Raw genomic sequence first — 15,978 nt, 5'->3', positions numbered from 1 at the left:
GTCCGTGTGTACGTCATCGTCGGCCCGCTCGCCAAGGTGGAGGGAGTCAGGGGGCTCATGGTGGCCCCACCAGCGGGGAAAGGAAGATCCCGTATGCGCAAGTGGTGGCCACTGGTGGCGATCTGCCTGGGCACCTTCATGCTCCTGGTCGACGTCACGATCGTGACGGTCGCGTTGCCCGACATGGCAACAGACCTCGGCACCACGCTCTCCGACCTGGAGTGGGTGGTGGACATCTACGCCCTGGCACTGGCGGCGTTGCTGCTCGGCGTCGGCTCGTCCGCCGACCGGACCGGACGCAAGGCGGTGTACGTCGTCGGGCTGGTGATCTTCGCGCTGGCCTCGCTGGTCTGCGCCGTCGCCCCCGACGCCGGTGTACTGATCGCGGCCAGGGCGGTGCAGGGAATCGGCGCGGCCGGCATGTTCGGCACGACGATCGCGCTCCTCGGCATGCACTACGAGCGCAAGGACCGCAACATCGCGTTCGCGGTCTGGGGAGCCACCAACGCCGTGGCCGCGGCGGCCGGTCCGGTGGTCGGCGGGGTACTCACCGAGTATCTCGACTGGCGGTGGATCTTCTTCGTCAACCTTCCGCTCAGCGTGCTCGCCGTGGTGATGAGCGTGCGCGTGCTGCACGAGGTCCGGCTCCCGGCGCGAGAGCGGGTCGACTGGATGGGCAGCGTCTCGTTCACGGTGGCCGCCGGAGCGCTGACCTATGGGCTGATCCGTGCCCACACCGACAGGTGGACGGCTCCGTTCACCCTGGCCCTGTTCGGCTTCGCCGCGCTCGCACTGATCGTCTTCCTCGTTGCCGAATCGCGTCACGACCACCCCATCCTCGACCTGTCCCTCTTCCGCAGGGCGTCGTTCACCGGCATCATGACCGCCGCGCTCTTCCTCCAGGCGGCGGCGTTCGCGTATCTGCTGTTCACCTCGCTGTGGCTGCAGTCGGTGCTCGGCTACGGGCCGGTGAAGGCGGGGCTCTACATTCTTCCCATGTGCGGTGCGGCGTTCGTGGCGTCCGCGCTCGCCGGACGCCTGGGTCCGTGGCCGCCCCGGCTCGCTGTCGGTATCGGGCTGCTGCTCATCGCGGCGGGCGCCGCGTTGCAGGCCGTACTCGACGCGGACTCCACGGGCAACACGGTCATGGTGGGACTCGTCGTGTCCGGACTGGGCGTCGGCGCCGCCACCCCCAGTCTGTCGGAGGCCGCGCTGGCCTCGGTGCCCGCGGAACGCGGCGGCATGGCGGGCGGCGCGGTCAACACCTTCCGGCAACTCGGCTTCGCCCTCGGGATCGCCGTGTTCGGCGCCATCTTCCAGGCACGCGTCGAGCACGTACTGCGGGGCGACGGCCGTGTGCCGGACCCCGAACAGGGAGCCGCCGCCCTGAGCGGCGGCCAGGCCCAGGCGGTCATCTCCTCCTCGCCGCCCGGCGAGCGCGACGCCGTCGGCCATCTGGTCCGCAGCGCTTTCGCCTCGGCGCTGAACACCACCCTCGTGGTGGCCGCGGCGGTCGCCGCGTTCGCAGCCCTGCTGGTCTTCGTGACAGTCCGGGGCGGTGCCCGCGACACCGGGGCCGAGGCGGACCCGACCGGGGAGGGCGCCCCGGAGCACGGACTCCCGGCCCAGGCGTCGCCCTGACCCGAGGCCGGGACACGGCGCACGGTCCGGGCACCGGGAGGGTCAACCCCCGTACCCACCGGTGACCGGAGCGTGTGCGAAAGGTGCGGCGGGCCCGTCCGGGCCCGCCGCACCGCTTCCGCGACAGCACGCCGGGCGCTCAGCCCAGACCCATCTGACCGAGCACCGCCGCTCCCAGCGCGGTACCGGGAACGCACAGGTCGCCCGGCAGCGCGAAGTGGTCCCGGCCGGCCACCACCAGGTCCCGCACCCGGCCCCGCCCGCACCGGTTCAGCGCATCGGCGAACTCCTGGTGCTGACGGGCGTACTCGCCGGTCTCCCGGTCACCGCGGGCCAGGATCACCAGGGGGGTGCGCAGGGGGAGGTGCTCCACCGGGCTGTGGGCCAGGACGGCGGCGTCGTCGAGGCCGACCGCCCGGTTGACGTAACTCAGCCGTACCGGCCGCAAGTCGTACACGCCGCTCATCAGGCAGACCCCGGCCACCTCCGGCCGCTGCACCCCGGAGACCGCGGGGGCCGACGAGAGGGCCGCCGCGATCAGGTGCGCGCCCGCCGAACTGCCGCTGGCGTACACGGCGTCCGGCCGGGATCCCAGTTCCCGGGCGTGCTCGCGGACCCAGCACAGCGCCCGGGCGACCTGCGCCACCATCTGCTCCATGGAGAAGACGGGTGCCAGCCCGTAACCCACCGCGATGAACGACGCACCGGCTCGGGTGACGGCGAGCGCGGCGTAGGCGGACTCCTCCTTGCTCGACTCCTGCCAGTGGCCGCCGTGCACGAAGACGTGCACCGGCACCCGTCCCCGGGAGCCGCCCGCGGCGCCCGGTGCGGGAAAGAAGTCCAGCTGCTCGCAGGGGTCCGGCCCGTAGGCGACATCGGTCTCGCAGGGGAGGACCGACCGGATCCGCGCGCTGTACCGCGCCTGCCGGCGCAGCACGTCGCGGAAACCGGGGGAGAGCGAACTCGGTGAGTACTCGCGGTCCAACGCCTCCTGGCTGAAGGTTCCGTACACAGGTACCGGCATGCGTCCTTGCTCCTTCTCTCTCCGGCCAAAGGGAACCGCAGCGGTTCACGCGGCGCGGTTTCCCGGGCCGGCGCCGCTGCCCGGAGTGGGGGCGGTCTCCAGCGGACCGAGCCCCAGAGCGCGGCTCAGTTCGAGCGCGGAGCGCGCGTAGTCCGAGGCGTCGTGGTGACGGCCGTCGGCGCGCGTCGCCACCGCGGCGGCGTGCAGCGCACGCGCCCGAGCCACCGCCAGGCCCGCCTGCTCGCAGGCGCGCACCGCGGCCAGTGCCTGACGGACCGCTTGCCGTCCGTCACCGACCGCCGCATGGGCCAGGGCAAGCCCCGTGCGGGCCTCACACGCGCCCCGCGCCTGGCCCAGGGCATGAGCCATGCGCAGGGCCCGGGTGTGGTGCCCGACCGCAGCCACCGGCTCGCCCTCGCTGAGCCTCGCCTCGCCCAGGGCGTTCAGCGCGTGCATACGCAACGTCGCGTCCGCGGCCGCCAGGGGCTGCTCAAGACGGGAGACGGCGCGCGCGGGATTCGCGAGGGCGACGTCCAGCCGTGCCAGGCCGACCAGCGCCGTCAATCGGTCCCGCAGACCGCTCGGCTCCTCCTCCGCCGCGACCACGGCCCTGGTGAAGAGCGTGCGGGCGGCAGCGCGGTTCCCCAGGTCGGCGGCTATCAGCCCCTGTTGCCCGAGGATCTCGGCCCGGGTGTGCGTGATCCCCAGCCTCTGGTCGTCCCGCAGCGCAAGGCACAGCTGCGTCTTGGCCGCGTCGAATGAGCCGAGGTCGTGCAGCGCCGACGCGAGGCTGCGCCGCACCGGGCCGACGACGTACTGCGCCTCCGTGTCGACGGCCAGGTGCAGTGCCCGGTGGAAGAAGTGCACGGACTCGGTCGTCCGGTTCTCCAGGCGCGCGGCGAGGCCGAGGCCGTGCAGGCCCATGATGCGGTAACGCGTGTCCCTCGCCTCCCGCAGCCCGGTCAGCGCGCGTTGGAGCTGCAGCCGCCCCCGGCCCGCCCGGCCGCGTCCCACCTCGGCGAGGCCGAGTCCGGTTCGCATCACCGCGACGGCGCGCCGGTCGCCCGCACGCAGCGCGGCCGCGTGTCCGGCCAGGGCGAAGCGCAGGGCATCCTCGTGGTGCCGCCGGTACCACAGGTAGTCGCGCAGCACGTCCGCCAGTTGCCACGCCGCCGCGTGCGGCCCTCGCACCGCCGCCGCCTCGGCCATCGCCAGCAGGGTCGGGCGTTCCGCATCCAGCCAGTCGGTGGCCGCCGCCGCGTTCTCGAAGACCGCGGGCGACACCTCTCCTCGCTCGTCGGGTTCCTGGCCCAGGCGGACCGGATCGGGGCAGCGGGCGGCGGCCGCGCTGGTGGCCGTGGCCCAGCACCAGCCGCGCAGCCGCTCGTACGCCGCCGCGCGCTCCTGGGCGCTGTCCTCGATACGGGAGCGCTCCGCCGCGTAGAGCCGCAGCAGGACCGGCAGGGACAGACGCCCGCGGCGAGAACGGCTCAGCAGGTGCAACGCGGTCAGTCGGTCCAGATGGCGGTCGGAGTCCTCCGGGGCGAGGCCGGCCAGGGCCCGCGCCGTCGAGGGGCTGAAGTCCGGGCCCGGGATCAGCGGAAGCAGGCGGAACAGCGCCGCGGCTGCGGGCCCCAGTTCCTGGTACGGAACCTCGAACGCGGCACGGACCGCGGTCCGGCGCCCGGCGCCCACGGCAAGCCGGGACAGCCGGTCGGGGCCGGTGAGGTCGGCCACCGACGCGCTCAGCGGGCGGTCGGGCCGGTCGGCCAGCCGGGTCGCCGCGATCCGCAGCGCCAGTGGCCGCCTTCCGCACAGCGCGGCGAGCTGACGCGCCGCCTCGGGTTCGGCGGCCACCCGGGCCCCGCCCAGCACCGTTTCGAGCATCGTCAGGGCAGCCGCGGGCGACAGGGCGTCCAGGGCGAAGGACCGTGTGCCGCACTCGGTCCCGAGCGCCGGAAGACTGGCGTAGGACGTGATCAGGACGGAGCACCCGGACGTTCCGGGCAGCAACGGCGTCACCTGCTCGGCGTCGGCGGCGTCGTCCAGGATCATCAGGACCCTGCGGTCCGCGAGCCGTGTCCGCAGCGCGGACGCTTTCTCCTCCAGTGTCCCGGGAACCGCGTCGGCGCCGCTCGCGGTGAGCAACTGCGCGAGGACGGCGCCGGGTTCACGGGCCCGGCCGTCCGCCTCGCGCAGCCGCACGTACCACTGGCCCTCGGGGAACAGGTGCCGGAGCCGGTGGCCGGTCCGCACCGCGAGTGCGGTCTTCCCGGTACCCGGTCCACCGCAGAGCACCACCACGGGCGGCGCCGGGAGGGTCCCGGCGGGCGCCGCCGCGGCAGCCACCTGATCGCACAACCGGTCGCGTCCGACGAGGGCCTGGTCGGGCGGCAACTGGCAGAGGACGTGCCAGGCGCCGCCCCCGCTCTCGTGAGATCCCGGTGCGGCGGCCGGGGCCCCGGCCGCCACGTCGAACAGGGCGGCCGAACCCGTCAGCACAGCCTGGTGCGTACGAACCAGGCTGTCCCCGGGACCGATGCCCAACTCGTCGTTGAGCCTTCCCTGCGCCTCCCGGTAGGCGGCCAGGGCCTCCGCCTGGCGGTCGCAGCGGTAGAGGGCCAGCATCAACTGACACCAGAACCGCTCACGGTAGGTGTTCCTCAGAGCCGTTTCCCGAAGCTCCGGCAGGATACGTGCGTGCCGTCCGAGCAGCAGCGACACCTCGAAATACCGTTCCGACGCCTGCAGGAAGCGTTCCCTCAGCGCCGGTACGGCGTCCCGGCACAGGACCTCGGAGGGCACGTCCACCAGAGCGGGACCGCGCCACAGCGACCGGGCGGCCGCCAGGAGCTCCGCCTCGGCCGGCAGGTCGGCCCGTCTGCGGGCGAGCACGGCCTCCTGGAGAGCCTGATCGAATCGCTGCAGGTCCGACGAGCCCGGGGGGAGGACCGCGCGGTATCCCTCCGGCACCGTCCGGATCAGTTCGTCCGCTTCCGGCGCCCCCAGCGACTTGCGCAGCCGGGTCATGTGAACGTGGAGCGCACCGCGGCCGTTCGAGGGGAGCTCCCCGTCCCACAGGTGGTCCACCAGTTCCCCGGTCGTGACCGTGCGACCGGCGGACACGAGCAGGGCGGCAAGCAGGGTGCGCTGCTTCGGCGCCCGGAGATGGACCTGGCGGTCACCGATCCGGATCTCCAGTGGACCCAGCAGACCGAATCGGCAGAGCGTCGTCTCGCGTTCCGCGGCACGCATGCTGTTCACCCCCCGTCCGCCGACCGTCAGGAGTGCAGGTGCCGGAGGTACTCGTGGACGCTGGGCAGTTCGTCGACCAGGCGGGCGGCCTCCGCCCGCACATGGGCGAGTTCCGCCCGGGCCGGGGCGGGATCGAGACCGGCGAGGGCGGGACGCGCGGCGGGAGGCTGGGCGCCCAGGCCGATGAGCATGATCTTCCAGTTGTAGCCCTCGAATCCGTGGAAGGGCTGGTAGATGCTGGTGTCCTCCGGCATCAGGGTCCGCCAGGCCTCGATTCGTTCGGCCATGCCGTCGGGGAGCGGCCGTGACTTGGCCGCCTTCCAGTACGGGGTGTCGTCGCGTGCGGCGCACCTGTAGTGCAGCACCAGGAACTCCTTGACGCCGTCGAGTACTTCGGCCATGCGGGCGTTGAAGGCCTTGGCCAGTCCGGGATCCCACCGGTCGTCCGGGAAGTGCCGCACCAACTGCTCGACGGCCTGCTGGATGAAGAAGATGCCCGTGGACTCGAGCGGTTCCACGAAGCCGCTGGACAGGCCGACGGCGACGCAGTTCTTGACCCAGGAGTTCCGATTGCGGCCGACCCGCATCCGGATGTGGTTCGCCTCCAGCTCGGGCTGGTCCGGGGCGGCGAACGCCCGGAGGGTCCGCTCGGCCCCCTCGGGGTCGCAGAACTCGTCCGAGTAGACATATCCGGTGCCGATCCGGCCGTACAGCGGGATGGTCCAGATCCACCCGGCATCCACGGCGGTGGCCGTGGTGTACGGCGCCAGGTCCTGTTCCTCGACGTCGACCGGGACCCGCAGTGCCACCGCCCGGTTGTTCGGCAGTACGTCCTCGTAGGAGAGGAACGGCTCGTTCAGCACCTGGTTGACCAGCATTCCGCGGAAGCCGGAGCAGTCCACGAAGAGTTGGCCCGCGATGTCCCCGTGTTCGCGAGTGGTGACGGCGGAGATCCAGCCCCGCTCGTCCTGGCGCACCTCGACCACGTCGTCGAGGATGTGGCGCACCCCGCGCGCGGTGCCGTAGTCCCGCAGGAAGTCCGCGAGCAGGCCGGCGTCGAAGTGGTAGGCGTACGGGAACTGGGCCCGCTGCTCGCCGATGTCGGCGACGGCGTGCGTGAGCCGGCTCGCGAACAGCGATCCGTCCATGAAACGCGGTGAGCGGTTGTTCTCACAGAGGGCCGGGATCAGCATGGTGGCGGTGTCGAAGGACTCCACGTCGCCGTCCAGGCGCAGCCACCACTCGTCGAGACTGAAGTCGTCCACCGAACGCAGCCGCTCGAACGGGTGGTAGAAGTGGGTGCCCGGCTTGCGCCAGTCCGCGTAGCGGATCGCCGACTTGTAGGAGGCCGCGCAGTGCGGCATCCAGTCCCGCTCCTGGAGGCCCAGATGGGCGAAGAAGTGGCGGATGGTACTGAAGGTCGCTTCGCCCACGCCCACGGTGCCGACCCGTGCCGACTCGACCAAGGTGATGTCCAGTCGGTCGCCGAAGGTCCTTTTCAGGTAGGTGGCGGTCATCCATCCCGCGGTGCCGCCACCGACGACGACGATGTTGCGGATCATGAGGTTCCTTCCTGTCAATGGGTCATGGAGAGGTTCGGCGACGAGGTGTCCCCGGTCGCACGCGAGCGGACGAACCGCTGGACGGCCGAGACGGCCGGGGAGGTCATCACCGTCGAGACCACCGCCATCACGACGAACACGGTGAACAGCGTGGGAGAGATGACGCCGAGGTCCAGGCCGACGTTGAGCACGATCAGTTCGGTGAGTCCGCGGCAGTTCATGAGGGCTCCGAGCAGCATCGAGTCCTCCCAGGGCAGACCGACGGAGCGAGCCGCCGCTGTGGTGCTGCCCCACTTCGCGACCACGGCGGCCACCAGCACGAGCAGACACCACAGCCACGTCCGCCAGCCGCCGGACAGCAGGCCGATCTCGGTCCGGAGCCCCGAGTAGACGAAGAAGAGGGGAAGCAGCAGCGTCTCGGTGACCGAGCGCACGCCGGCTGCCGCCCGCTCGACCGCGGGCCGGCGTGGGGTGATGACGCCGAGAAGGAAGGCGCCGAAGATCGCGTGGACGCCGATACGGTCGGTGGCCAGCGCACTCAGCAGGATCCCGACGAGCAGGACGGGCAGCACCGCCGCCTCCGGCAGGCGGGCGGTGCGTCCGTCCCGTTCCCCGCCACTCAGCAGCCGGGTCGCGGCAGGACGCACCACCAGCCACAGCAGGGCACAGAAGCCGATGGTGAGCAGCAGGACCCGCCCGACGCCCAGCAGTGAGGAATGCCGTGCGGTCGTCACCACGACCGCCAGCAGGCACCAGGCCGTCACATCCCCGATCGCGGCGCTGACCAGAGCCATGGACCCGGCGGTCGAGGAGCCCAGCCGCCGCTCCGCGACGATCCGTGCCAGTACGGGAAACGCCGTGATGCTCAGGGAGACGGCCACGAACAGGGCGAAGGGGGTGAAGTCCGTGTGCGCGGGCGCGAAGGGACCGTACAGCCCGAGGGCCAGGACGACTCCCGTCAGCATCGGCACGGCGACTCCGACATGGCTGACGACCAGCAGCGCGTGCCCCCGGCCGCGTACCCGGCGGAGGTCGAGTTCGTGGCCGACCAGGAACATGAAGAGGACCAGCCCCAGTTGGGCGAGCACGTTGATCGGTGGCATGAGCTCGTCGGGCAGCAGCCAGTGACGGGCGAAGGGCCACAGGAGACCGAGGACCGAGGGACCCAGCACGAGGCCCGCAAGGATCTCTCCGACGACCCCGGGCTGGGACATCCGCCGGCACAGGGCTGCGCAGCCCTGGCCGACGAGCAGGATCACCGGGAGCGCCAGGAGGAGCCTTCCGTAGACATCCGGTCCCGGGGCGGCCGCGGAGGACGTCCGGTCCCCGCCGGCGGCGTGGCCCCGTACGGCCAGGAGCAGGACGACGGCCACCGCCGGGAGGATCACGAGGGCGCCGTACAGGAACACGGCCCTGCCTCGGGAGCCGGTCTCCGGCGAAGTGTCTCGGGCGTCCCGGGTCCTCACGGTTGCCATCGCTCGCCCCCCGGCCAGGGGGCGTAACGGCGGAGCCCGTAGAGCAGCGGGTCGGGGTCGTCCACGCGCGCGACGCGGCGGACGTCGCCGAACACCACCGCGTGGTCGCCGACCGGCTGGATGCCGGCCACCGAGCAGTCGGCGATGGTGTGGGCCGCCGCGCACAAGTGCGGACCGCCCGCCTCGGCCGGAAGCTGCCACTCGGTCCGGGTGAACCGGTCCTCCGCCCCGGACGCGAAGAGCTCCGCGGTGGCCTGGGAGGCGTGCTGGAGCAGATTGAGGGCGAACGCTCCGGCCGTGCGCAGGGCCTGAAGGGTCGGGCTGCCGAGCCGCAGGCACACCAGCAGGGTGGGGGGTGCCAGGGCGACACTGGCGATGGACGTGCACGTCATGCCCCGCGGGTGGCCGTCGGCGTCGAGCGTGGTGAGGACGGCGACTCCGGTGGGGAAGCCGGCCATGAACGCGCGTAGATCAAGTGATGTCGTGTCGTGGGCGGTTTGCACGGACCGGGCCATGGGATTCCCCCGAATCGTCGGCGGCGGAGGTATGGCATTCACCTGTGGTGCAGGGAGCGCAGGATGTCGCGCGTCGCCGGCAGCTTGTCGAGCAGGTGCTGCTCACGCCGGCGAACGTCGCCGAAGACTGTCTCCACACTGTCCAGGGACGCGGACTTGTAGGTGAGTGAAGGCATGACACGATCCGGCAGGAATCCCAGCCCGGCGAAGATGCACCAGTAGTTGGTGTTGTTCCAGAAGTTCTTGTTCTCGACTTCGGAGTTGCCGTAGTAGACACGTTCGCCGGTGACCGACGAATTCACCGGGAGTCCCGCCCTGTACAGCTCTATCTTCTCCCGGATGTCATCTCCGAGGGGCAGTTCCTTGTTCGCCCGCCAGAATTCTGTGTCGTTCCGTGGGGAGAAGTAGAAGTGCGTCTGGATGAAGTCCCGCGTGAAGTCGAACATACTCTCGATCTCGCGATTGAAGTGGTTGACGAGAACCGGATCGAACCGCTTGTCGGGAAAATGCTTGGCGAGCTGGTAGACGGCGGAATAGATAAAGTAGATGCCGGTGGATTCCAAGGGCTCGACGAAGCACGAGGAGAGTCCGATGCTCACACAGTTCTTCACCCAGGCGCGACGGTTGCGGCCCACCCGGAACTTCACATGGTTGAACTCCGTCCTGGTCGGGTCGAGCCCCCAGAGGTCACAGAATTCCTTGGTCGCCGTGTCCTTCTCGATGAACTTGCTCGAATAGACGTAGCCCGATCCGAAGCGGGTCAGCATGGGGATCTTCCAGGTCCAGCCCGAGGACATGGCGATCGCAGAGGTGAACGGCTCGATGCCGTTCTTCTCGTCGTCGTGGGGCACGGCCGTGGCCACGGCGCTGTCGCACAGCAGGTGGTCGCTCATGTCGAGGAAGGGCTCGCCCAGCGCCTTGTTGATCAACAGCCCGCGGAATCCGGAGCAGTCGACGAACAAGTCGCCCCGCAGCTCCAGTCCGTCCTTGGTCAGCAGCGACTCGATATGGCCCCGCTCGTCGAGGACCACGTCGACGAGTTCGTCCTGGACGTGCCGGGTGCCCTGCTTCCGGGTCGCGAAGCGGCGCAGGTAGTCGGCGACGAGCTGGGCGTCGAAGTGCCACGCGTAGCCGGTGGCCGGCGTGCCGTCGGCGTACCAGGGGCCGCGCTTGGCGTCGAGGGCGGCCGCCTCCCCGAAGCACTCCCGGTCGAAGTCGGCGATCTGTTCGCCCTGCCGGCGCCTGAAGTCCCAGTAGTGGGACAGGGGAACGTGGTCGTGTTCCGGCAGGTTGGCGAAGTGGTGGTAGAAGTAGTCGGTGCCCCCGTCGAGATCCCGGGGCTCGGGGGATCCGTTTCCGGGAGTGCGCCAGTTCACGAACCTGATGCCGGTCTTGAAGCTCGCGTTGCATTCACGCATCCACTCCTGCTCGGGTATCCCGAGATAGTCGAAGAATGCGCTCTGCAGATTGGGGACGGTCGCTTCGCCGACACCTATTCTGGGAATGGTAGGAGCTTCGAGAAGAGTGATGTTCACTGTTCCCTGGAGCGCTTTTCCCAGATACGAAGCGGTCATCCAGCCGGCCGTTCCGCCCCCGAGGATGACCACGTCCTTGATGCGGATATCGTTCACGGTGCTCCCTTCGTTGAAACCTCGGACGGAATGATCCGGGTTTTCGGTCCACGACAGGGAACACCGTGCCTCGGTGGCCTATATTTTTTCTACACCCCCTCATGTCGGAGTGAGGGTCTGGCCCTGAAGGAAATCCTCCGGAAGTATCGGGCAACCCACCGGGTTCCCCGTGATCAGCCGAAGGGGCTCCGCCGGGCGAGTCCCGGATCGTGCTGTTCGCCCGCCGTGACGGCGGCGCGCAGTTCCCGCACGGCGGCGTACACATCCTGGTGCGTCAAGTACAGCGCGTTGAATCCGAAGCGCAGGAGGTCGGGGGGACGCATGTCGCCGATGACGCGGCGCCGCAGCAGCGCCTGGACCAGCCCGTAGGCATCCGGGTGGCGCAGTGCCACCTGGCTGCCGCGACGGGCTCCCCGGCGCGGTGTCACCACTGCGAACCCCCACTCCGCGAGCAGTTCGTCCACGCAGCCCATGAAGAATCCGGTGAGTGACAGGCTCTTCGTGCGGACCGCGTCCATCGAGACGCCCTCGTAGACGTCGAGGGCGGCCTGGAGGGCCACGGTCGACAGGACGGGCGGGGTACCGATCACTGCTCGGGCGACGCCGGGCGCGGGCCGGTAGGTTCCCGTGGTGGAGAAGGGCTCGGCGTGGCCCAACCAGCCGGTCAGCGGCTGATCCAGCCTGTCCTGGTGACGGGGGTTGACGTAGATGAACGCGGGTGCCCCGGGGCCGCCGTTCAGGTACTTGTAGGTGCAGCCCACGGCCAGGTCGACGTCGGCAGCGTCGAGTTCGAGCGGCAGGGCTCCCACCGCGTGGCAGAGGTCCCAGACCACGACCGCCCCGGCCCGGTGTGCGGCGGCGGTCACTTCGGCGATGTCCCACAGCTGTCCGGTCCGGTAGTCCACCGCTGGACAGGCGACCACGGCGACTTCGCCGCCCGAGACACGCAGGTGATCGCCGAACTCGGCCGCCGGTACCCGCCGGACCGTCAGGCCGAGGAGCCGGCCGACGGAGTCGGCGAGGTACTGGTCGGTGGGAAAGTGATCGACGTCGGTGAGCAGAACGCCCCGCCCCGGGCGCAACCGGGCAGCCGATGCGAGGGCGTTGAATATCTGCACGGAGGTGGAGTCTCCGACGACCGTGTTTCCGGTTCCGGCCCCGAGGAGACGGCCGATCCGGTCACCGAGTTCGAGTGGCAGGCGCATCCAGTCCGGCCACGAGCGCACCAGTCCCTCGCCCCACTGCCCGCGGACGGCGTCGTCCATGGCCCCCGGCACTCCGACGGGCACCGGGCCCAGCGAGTTGCCGTCGAGATAGGTGACCCCGTCGGGAAGCAGGAAGCGTTTGCGGGTGTGTGCCAGGGGGTCCTCGGCGTCGAGTTCTTCAGCCCGTGACAACAGCGTCGACATGGTTCGGTCCTCCGTGATCCGTGATGGTGACGCGGGCTCAAGAGAAGGGCGAGAGCGTCAGTACGGCTTCGTACGCCTCACTGAGGCAGGGGTGCACGGCCACCATGCGGGCGAACGCCGAGGCGGCGAGGTCCCAGCCCGAGGAACGGGCCTCGCGCAGGGGACGGGCGAGGTCCGGGACGTCCCGAACGGGCCGACGGAGGCGGTGGTCCCGGACGGGGTCCGGACCGGGAACGCCGCGCAGGGCCTCGGCACCGGACTTCTGTGTGTAGCGGTGCCAGCTCCCCGCCGTGCGACCGACGACGTCCCGCCATGCGTCGGCGCTGTCCTGAGCCTCCGCCTGCTCAACGGCGAACATCCGCACCACCGGGTGCATGCGATAGCGCAGCCACACCTCGGCCGTCGGCTTCCGTGCCTGGAGCAGCCTGGCGTCGACCAGTTCCTCCAAGGCGTCCTCCGCCTCCGGTCTGCTGATCTCCAGGGCACGAGCGGCCAGACTCACCGGTATGTCGGGAACGGGAAGCAGCGACAGCATGCGAAGAGCGGTCTTGGCCTGTGGCGACAGGGGCGAGTAACTCGCCCGGACGCTGGCCCGTAGATCGATGTTCGCGATGCACAACTCGTCCAGCGGTGGATGCGGGCCGTGGAGCAGGCGGCCTTCGAGTTTGGCCAGCGACCAGTGCGGCTTCGCCGTCAGACGTCCCGCGATCGCCCGCAGGGCCAGGGGCAGTCCGCCGCTCATGGCGGCGAGGCCGCAGGCCGCGTTCGGTTCCGCCGTGACCCTGCCTGCTCCGGCCACCCCGGCCAGGAGGCTGAGACTGGTGTCCAGTCGCAGGGGAGCCGCGTGCACGACATGGGCGCCCTCCAGCGTGTTGAAGCCCGAACGGCCGGTGATGACCACGCTGCTGCCGGACGCGGACGGCAGCAGCGGCCGCACCTGCCGCTCGTCGGAGGCGTTGTCGAGGAGCACCAGGGTCCTGTGGCCCGCCAGGAGGCTGCGGTACAGCTGGACGCGTTCGTCCATGGAGGAGAACGCGAGGTGCCCGGGCTCGCCCAGGGCCTGAAGAAAGAGTCCCATGACGTGGTAGGGGTCCTTGGGCGCCTCCGTGCCACCGAGGTCCATGTACAACTGGCCGTCGGGGAACCTGTCGTGGCTCGACCAGGCTGCCGAAACGGCGAGCGTGCTCTTTCCGATGCCGCCCATACCGGTCACCACGATCGGCGCGACTTTTCCGGTGTGCGCTCCCAGATACGCCTTCAGCTCGCTCCTCTGTTCTTCCCTGCCGACGAAATCAGGTATATCCGGAGGCAGCATTCGCGGCACGAAATCGGCGTGGCTCCGTACCTGGATGCGACGGGCGGGCGCGGAGGGAGCCGAAATCTTCGGATCTCCGGCGAGGATGGCCTGGAAAACGCTGTTGAGTGCGGAACTCGGATCCACTCCGAGTTCCTCGGAGAGAAAAGCGCGGCCGCGATGGTACTCGGTCAGTGCGTCGGCCTGCCGGTCCGACCTGAAAAGTGCCGTCATCAGTTGGGCGCGGAGCCGCTCGCGCCCCGGGTGTGCTTCGACCAGGTTGGTCAGCTCGCCGATGAGTTCCTGGTGCCGTCCCAGGGCGAGATCCGCCTCTATACGGCCTTCCACCGCGGCCATACGGGCTTCTTCGAGATGTGGCAACTCGTTCTGGCTGAGGAAGTCGGTCACATCCTCCAGCGCGGGACCCCGCCAGAGGGCCAGTGCCGCGGAAAGGTGCCTGGTCGCGGATTCATGACGGTTCGCTCGCAACTCGCGGTACCCGAGGCCGGCGAGACGGCCGAACTCCGTGGAGTCGAGAAGCGAGTCGTGGAGGCTGAGGCTGTACCCGGGCTTGCGGCGGGTGATCGAGGCGCCCGGGCCGACGAGTTTGCGCAGCCGGGACACGTAGCCGTACAGCTGCTGGTCGACCGTGGCCGGCTGTCTGGGGCCCCATGTCATGTCGCGCAGACGTGAGTCGGACACGACGCGGCCATTTTCCAGTAAGAGAGCGGCCAGTATCGTCTTCGGCTTTTTCCCGTCCAGGAGAACCGTTTGTTCTTCTGTTCTTATTTCGATCGGACCGAGAACGCGAAATTCCACCCGATTCCCACCTTCAGTGAAGTGAGCCCCCGTTTGTGCGGGCGTGAAGACTGCGTTACTTCAATGCGGAACAGGAAGTTCGACTTCCTTTGAATCGTGGATTCCGGAACGGAGTGTCAAGCAGCACTCCGGGGCGTCCTCGATCATGTTCTTCCGCCGCCTCCGGCATCATGCAGGAAGCTGGAGCGGCACACCATTGGAAGCCGAGAAATTGGTGGATTTCGACATGGCCGTTCCCCGTTCGGCGGCACCTCGCGTCAGGGGATGCGGGCCGTCCAGCGCGGGTCGGTGAACTTGGCCCCGGCCAGCTCTTCGGCGCGCGCCATTTCCCCGGGGGTGACGTGGCCGGTGGTGAGGCCGTAGCGGGCTCGGAAGGAGTCGAGCATGCGGTCGATGACGGTCTCGCGGCGGAGGCCGGTCTGGCGGCGGAGCGGATCGACCCGCTTCTTGGCGCTCCTCGTGCCCTTGTCGGACATCTTCTCCCGGCCGATGCGCAGCACCTCCAGCATCTTGTCCGCGTCGATGTCGTACGACATGGTCACGTGGTGCAGCACGGCGCCGGGGCCGCCGCCGGGGCCCACGACGCGCTTCTGGGCGGCGCCCGCGATCTTGCCCTGGTCGGTGGCGATGTCGTTCAGCGGCTGGTACCAGGCGCGGATGCCCATCTCGCCGAGGGCGCCCAGCACCCAGTCGTCGAGGTAGGCGTAGCTGTCCTGGAAGGAGAGGCCCTGCACCAGTGCCTCCGGCACCGACAGGGAGTAGGTGATGGTGTTGCCGGGCTCCACGAACATCGCGCCGCCGCCGGAGATCCGGCGCACCACCTCGATGCCGTGGCGGGCGGCGGCCTCGGCGTCCACCTCGTTGCGCAGGGACTGGAAGCTGCCGATGATGACCGCCGGTGAGCCCCACTCCCACACCCGCAGCGTCGGCGGGCGCCGGCCCGCCGCGACCTCGGCGGTCAGCACCTCGTCCAGTGCCATGTGCAGCGCGGGGGACTGGGGCCCCTCGTGGATCAGCTGCCAGTCGTAGTCCGTCCAGTCGGTGGCGTGCGCGAGGGCGCGGCGCACGGCGACGCCGACGCCTTCCGAGGTCAGCCCGTACATCACGGTGCCCTCGGGCAGCGCCGCGTCGATCCGCGCGGCCAGTCCCGCCGCGCCGGTGTCCGCCGGGGCGCCTTCGAGGGCGCGGTTCACGGCCTCCAGGGCCTCGTCCGGCTCCAGGAAGAAGTCGCCGGCCACGCGCACCTGCCGCAGTACGCCGCCCTCGGCCTCGACGTCCACCACGACCAGCTTGCCGCCGGGGATCTTGTATTCACCGTGCACCGTTTGCGCCTCCGTTCCGCACCCGGAGACA

Annotated in this window: 10 protein-coding genes; 1 reads left to right on the top strand and 9 read right to left on the bottom strand. The window is 70.2% G+C overall.

The genetic code is table 11. The features are described from left to right. Window positions 1-93: 93 nt before the first annotated feature. Entirely contained in the window at window positions 94-1,641 is a 1,548-nt protein-coding gene (locus IG94_RS0118810; RefSeq protein WP_043483947.1) for an MFS transporter, read from the top strand. 139 nt (window positions 1,642-1,780) lie between these two features. On the opposite strand, the gene IG94_RS0118805 is transcribed toward IG94_RS0118810, so the two are convergent. The 9 genes from IG94_RS0118805 to lplAB form a co-directional block, all read right to left on the bottom strand. Continuing rightward, window positions 1,781-2,665: an alpha/beta hydrolase gene (locus IG94_RS0118805; RefSeq protein WP_031037791.1), complete on the bottom strand. Its 885-nt coding sequence runs from the start codon at window positions 2,663-2,665 to the stop codon at window positions 1,781-1,783. Between the two features lie 45 nt (window positions 2,666-2,710). Next, window positions 2,711-5,920 carry an AfsR/SARP family transcriptional regulator gene (locus IG94_RS39690; protein WP_157852267.1) on the bottom strand — a complete coding sequence of 1,070 codons (3,210 nt, stop codon included), beginning with the start codon at window positions 5,918-5,920 and terminating at the stop codon, window positions 2,711-2,713. Window positions 5,921-5,946: 26 nt separating this feature from the next. After that, window positions 5,947-7,482, bottom strand: a complete 1,536-nt coding sequence (locus IG94_RS0118795) for a tryptophan halogenase family protein (protein WP_031037787.1) — start codon at window positions 7,480-7,482, stop codon at window positions 5,947-5,949. A gap of 14 nt (window positions 7,483-7,496) precedes the next feature. Further along, window positions 7,497-8,891, bottom strand: coding sequence for a cation:proton antiporter (locus tag IG94_RS0118790; RefSeq protein ID WP_224219512.1), 1,395 nt, complete (start codon window positions 8,889-8,891; stop codon window positions 7,497-7,499). Window positions 8,892-8,944: 53 nt separating this feature from the next. Continuing rightward, window positions 8,945-9,415, bottom strand: a complete 471-nt coding sequence (locus tag IG94_RS0118785; RefSeq protein WP_043483945.1) for a flavin reductase family protein — start codon at window positions 9,413-9,415, stop codon at window positions 8,945-8,947. A 95-nt stretch (window positions 9,416-9,510) separates the two neighbouring features. Continuing rightward, complete coding sequence (locus IG94_RS0118780; RefSeq protein WP_031037777.1) at window positions 9,511-11,103, bottom strand: tryptophan halogenase family protein; 1,593 nt, start codon at window positions 11,101-11,103, stop codon at window positions 9,511-9,513. 173 nt (window positions 11,104-11,276) lie between these two features. Next, window positions 11,277-12,512: a kynureninase gene (kynU, locus tag IG94_RS0118775; protein WP_031037773.1), complete on the bottom strand. Its 1,236-nt coding sequence runs from the start codon at window positions 12,510-12,512 to the stop codon at window positions 11,277-11,279. 37 nt (window positions 12,513-12,549) lie between these two features. Beyond that, entirely contained in the window at window positions 12,550-14,508 is a 1,959-nt protein-coding gene (locus IG94_RS0118770; protein WP_052410743.1) for an AfsR/SARP family transcriptional regulator, read from the bottom strand. Between the two features lie 374 nt (window positions 14,509-14,882). Then, window positions 14,883-15,947: a lipoate-protein ligase LplAB gene (gene lplAB, locus IG94_RS0118765; RefSeq protein WP_031037764.1), complete on the bottom strand. Its 1,065-nt coding sequence runs from the start codon at window positions 15,945-15,947 to the stop codon at window positions 14,883-14,885. Between the last annotated feature and the right edge of the window lie 31 nt (window positions 15,948-15,978).

The sequence above is a fragment of the Streptomyces olivaceus genome (genome assembly GCF_000721235.1).
GTDB lineage: Bacteria > Actinomycetota > Actinomycetes > Streptomycetales > Streptomycetaceae > Streptomyces > Streptomyces olivaceus.
Note: the sequence above shows the minus strand (reverse complement) of the source record. Positions and strands in the feature narration are given on the sequence as shown.

Coding starts and splice junctions, on each gene's coding strand:
- IG94_RS0118810 (WP_043483947.1), top strand. CDS start 94: ATGCGCAAGTGGTGGCCACTGGTGGCGATCTGCCTGGGCACCTTCATG.
- IG94_RS0118805 (WP_031037791.1), bottom strand. CDS start 2,665: ATGCCGGTACCTGTGTACGGAACCTTCAGCCAGGAGGCGTTGGACCGC.
- IG94_RS39690 (WP_157852267.1), bottom strand. CDS start 5,920: ATGCGTGCCGCGGAACGCGAGACGACGCTCTGCCGATTCGGTCTGCTG.
- IG94_RS0118795 (WP_031037787.1), bottom strand. CDS start 7,482: ATGATCCGCAACATCGTCGTCGTCGGTGGCGGCACCGCGGGATGGATG.
- IG94_RS0118785 (WP_043483945.1), bottom strand. CDS start 9,415: ATGGCCGGCTTCCCCACCGGAGTCGCCGTCCTCACCACGCTCGACGCC.
- kynU (WP_031037773.1), bottom strand. CDS start 12,512: ATGTCGACGCTGTTGTCACGGGCTGAAGAACTCGACGCCGAGGACCCC.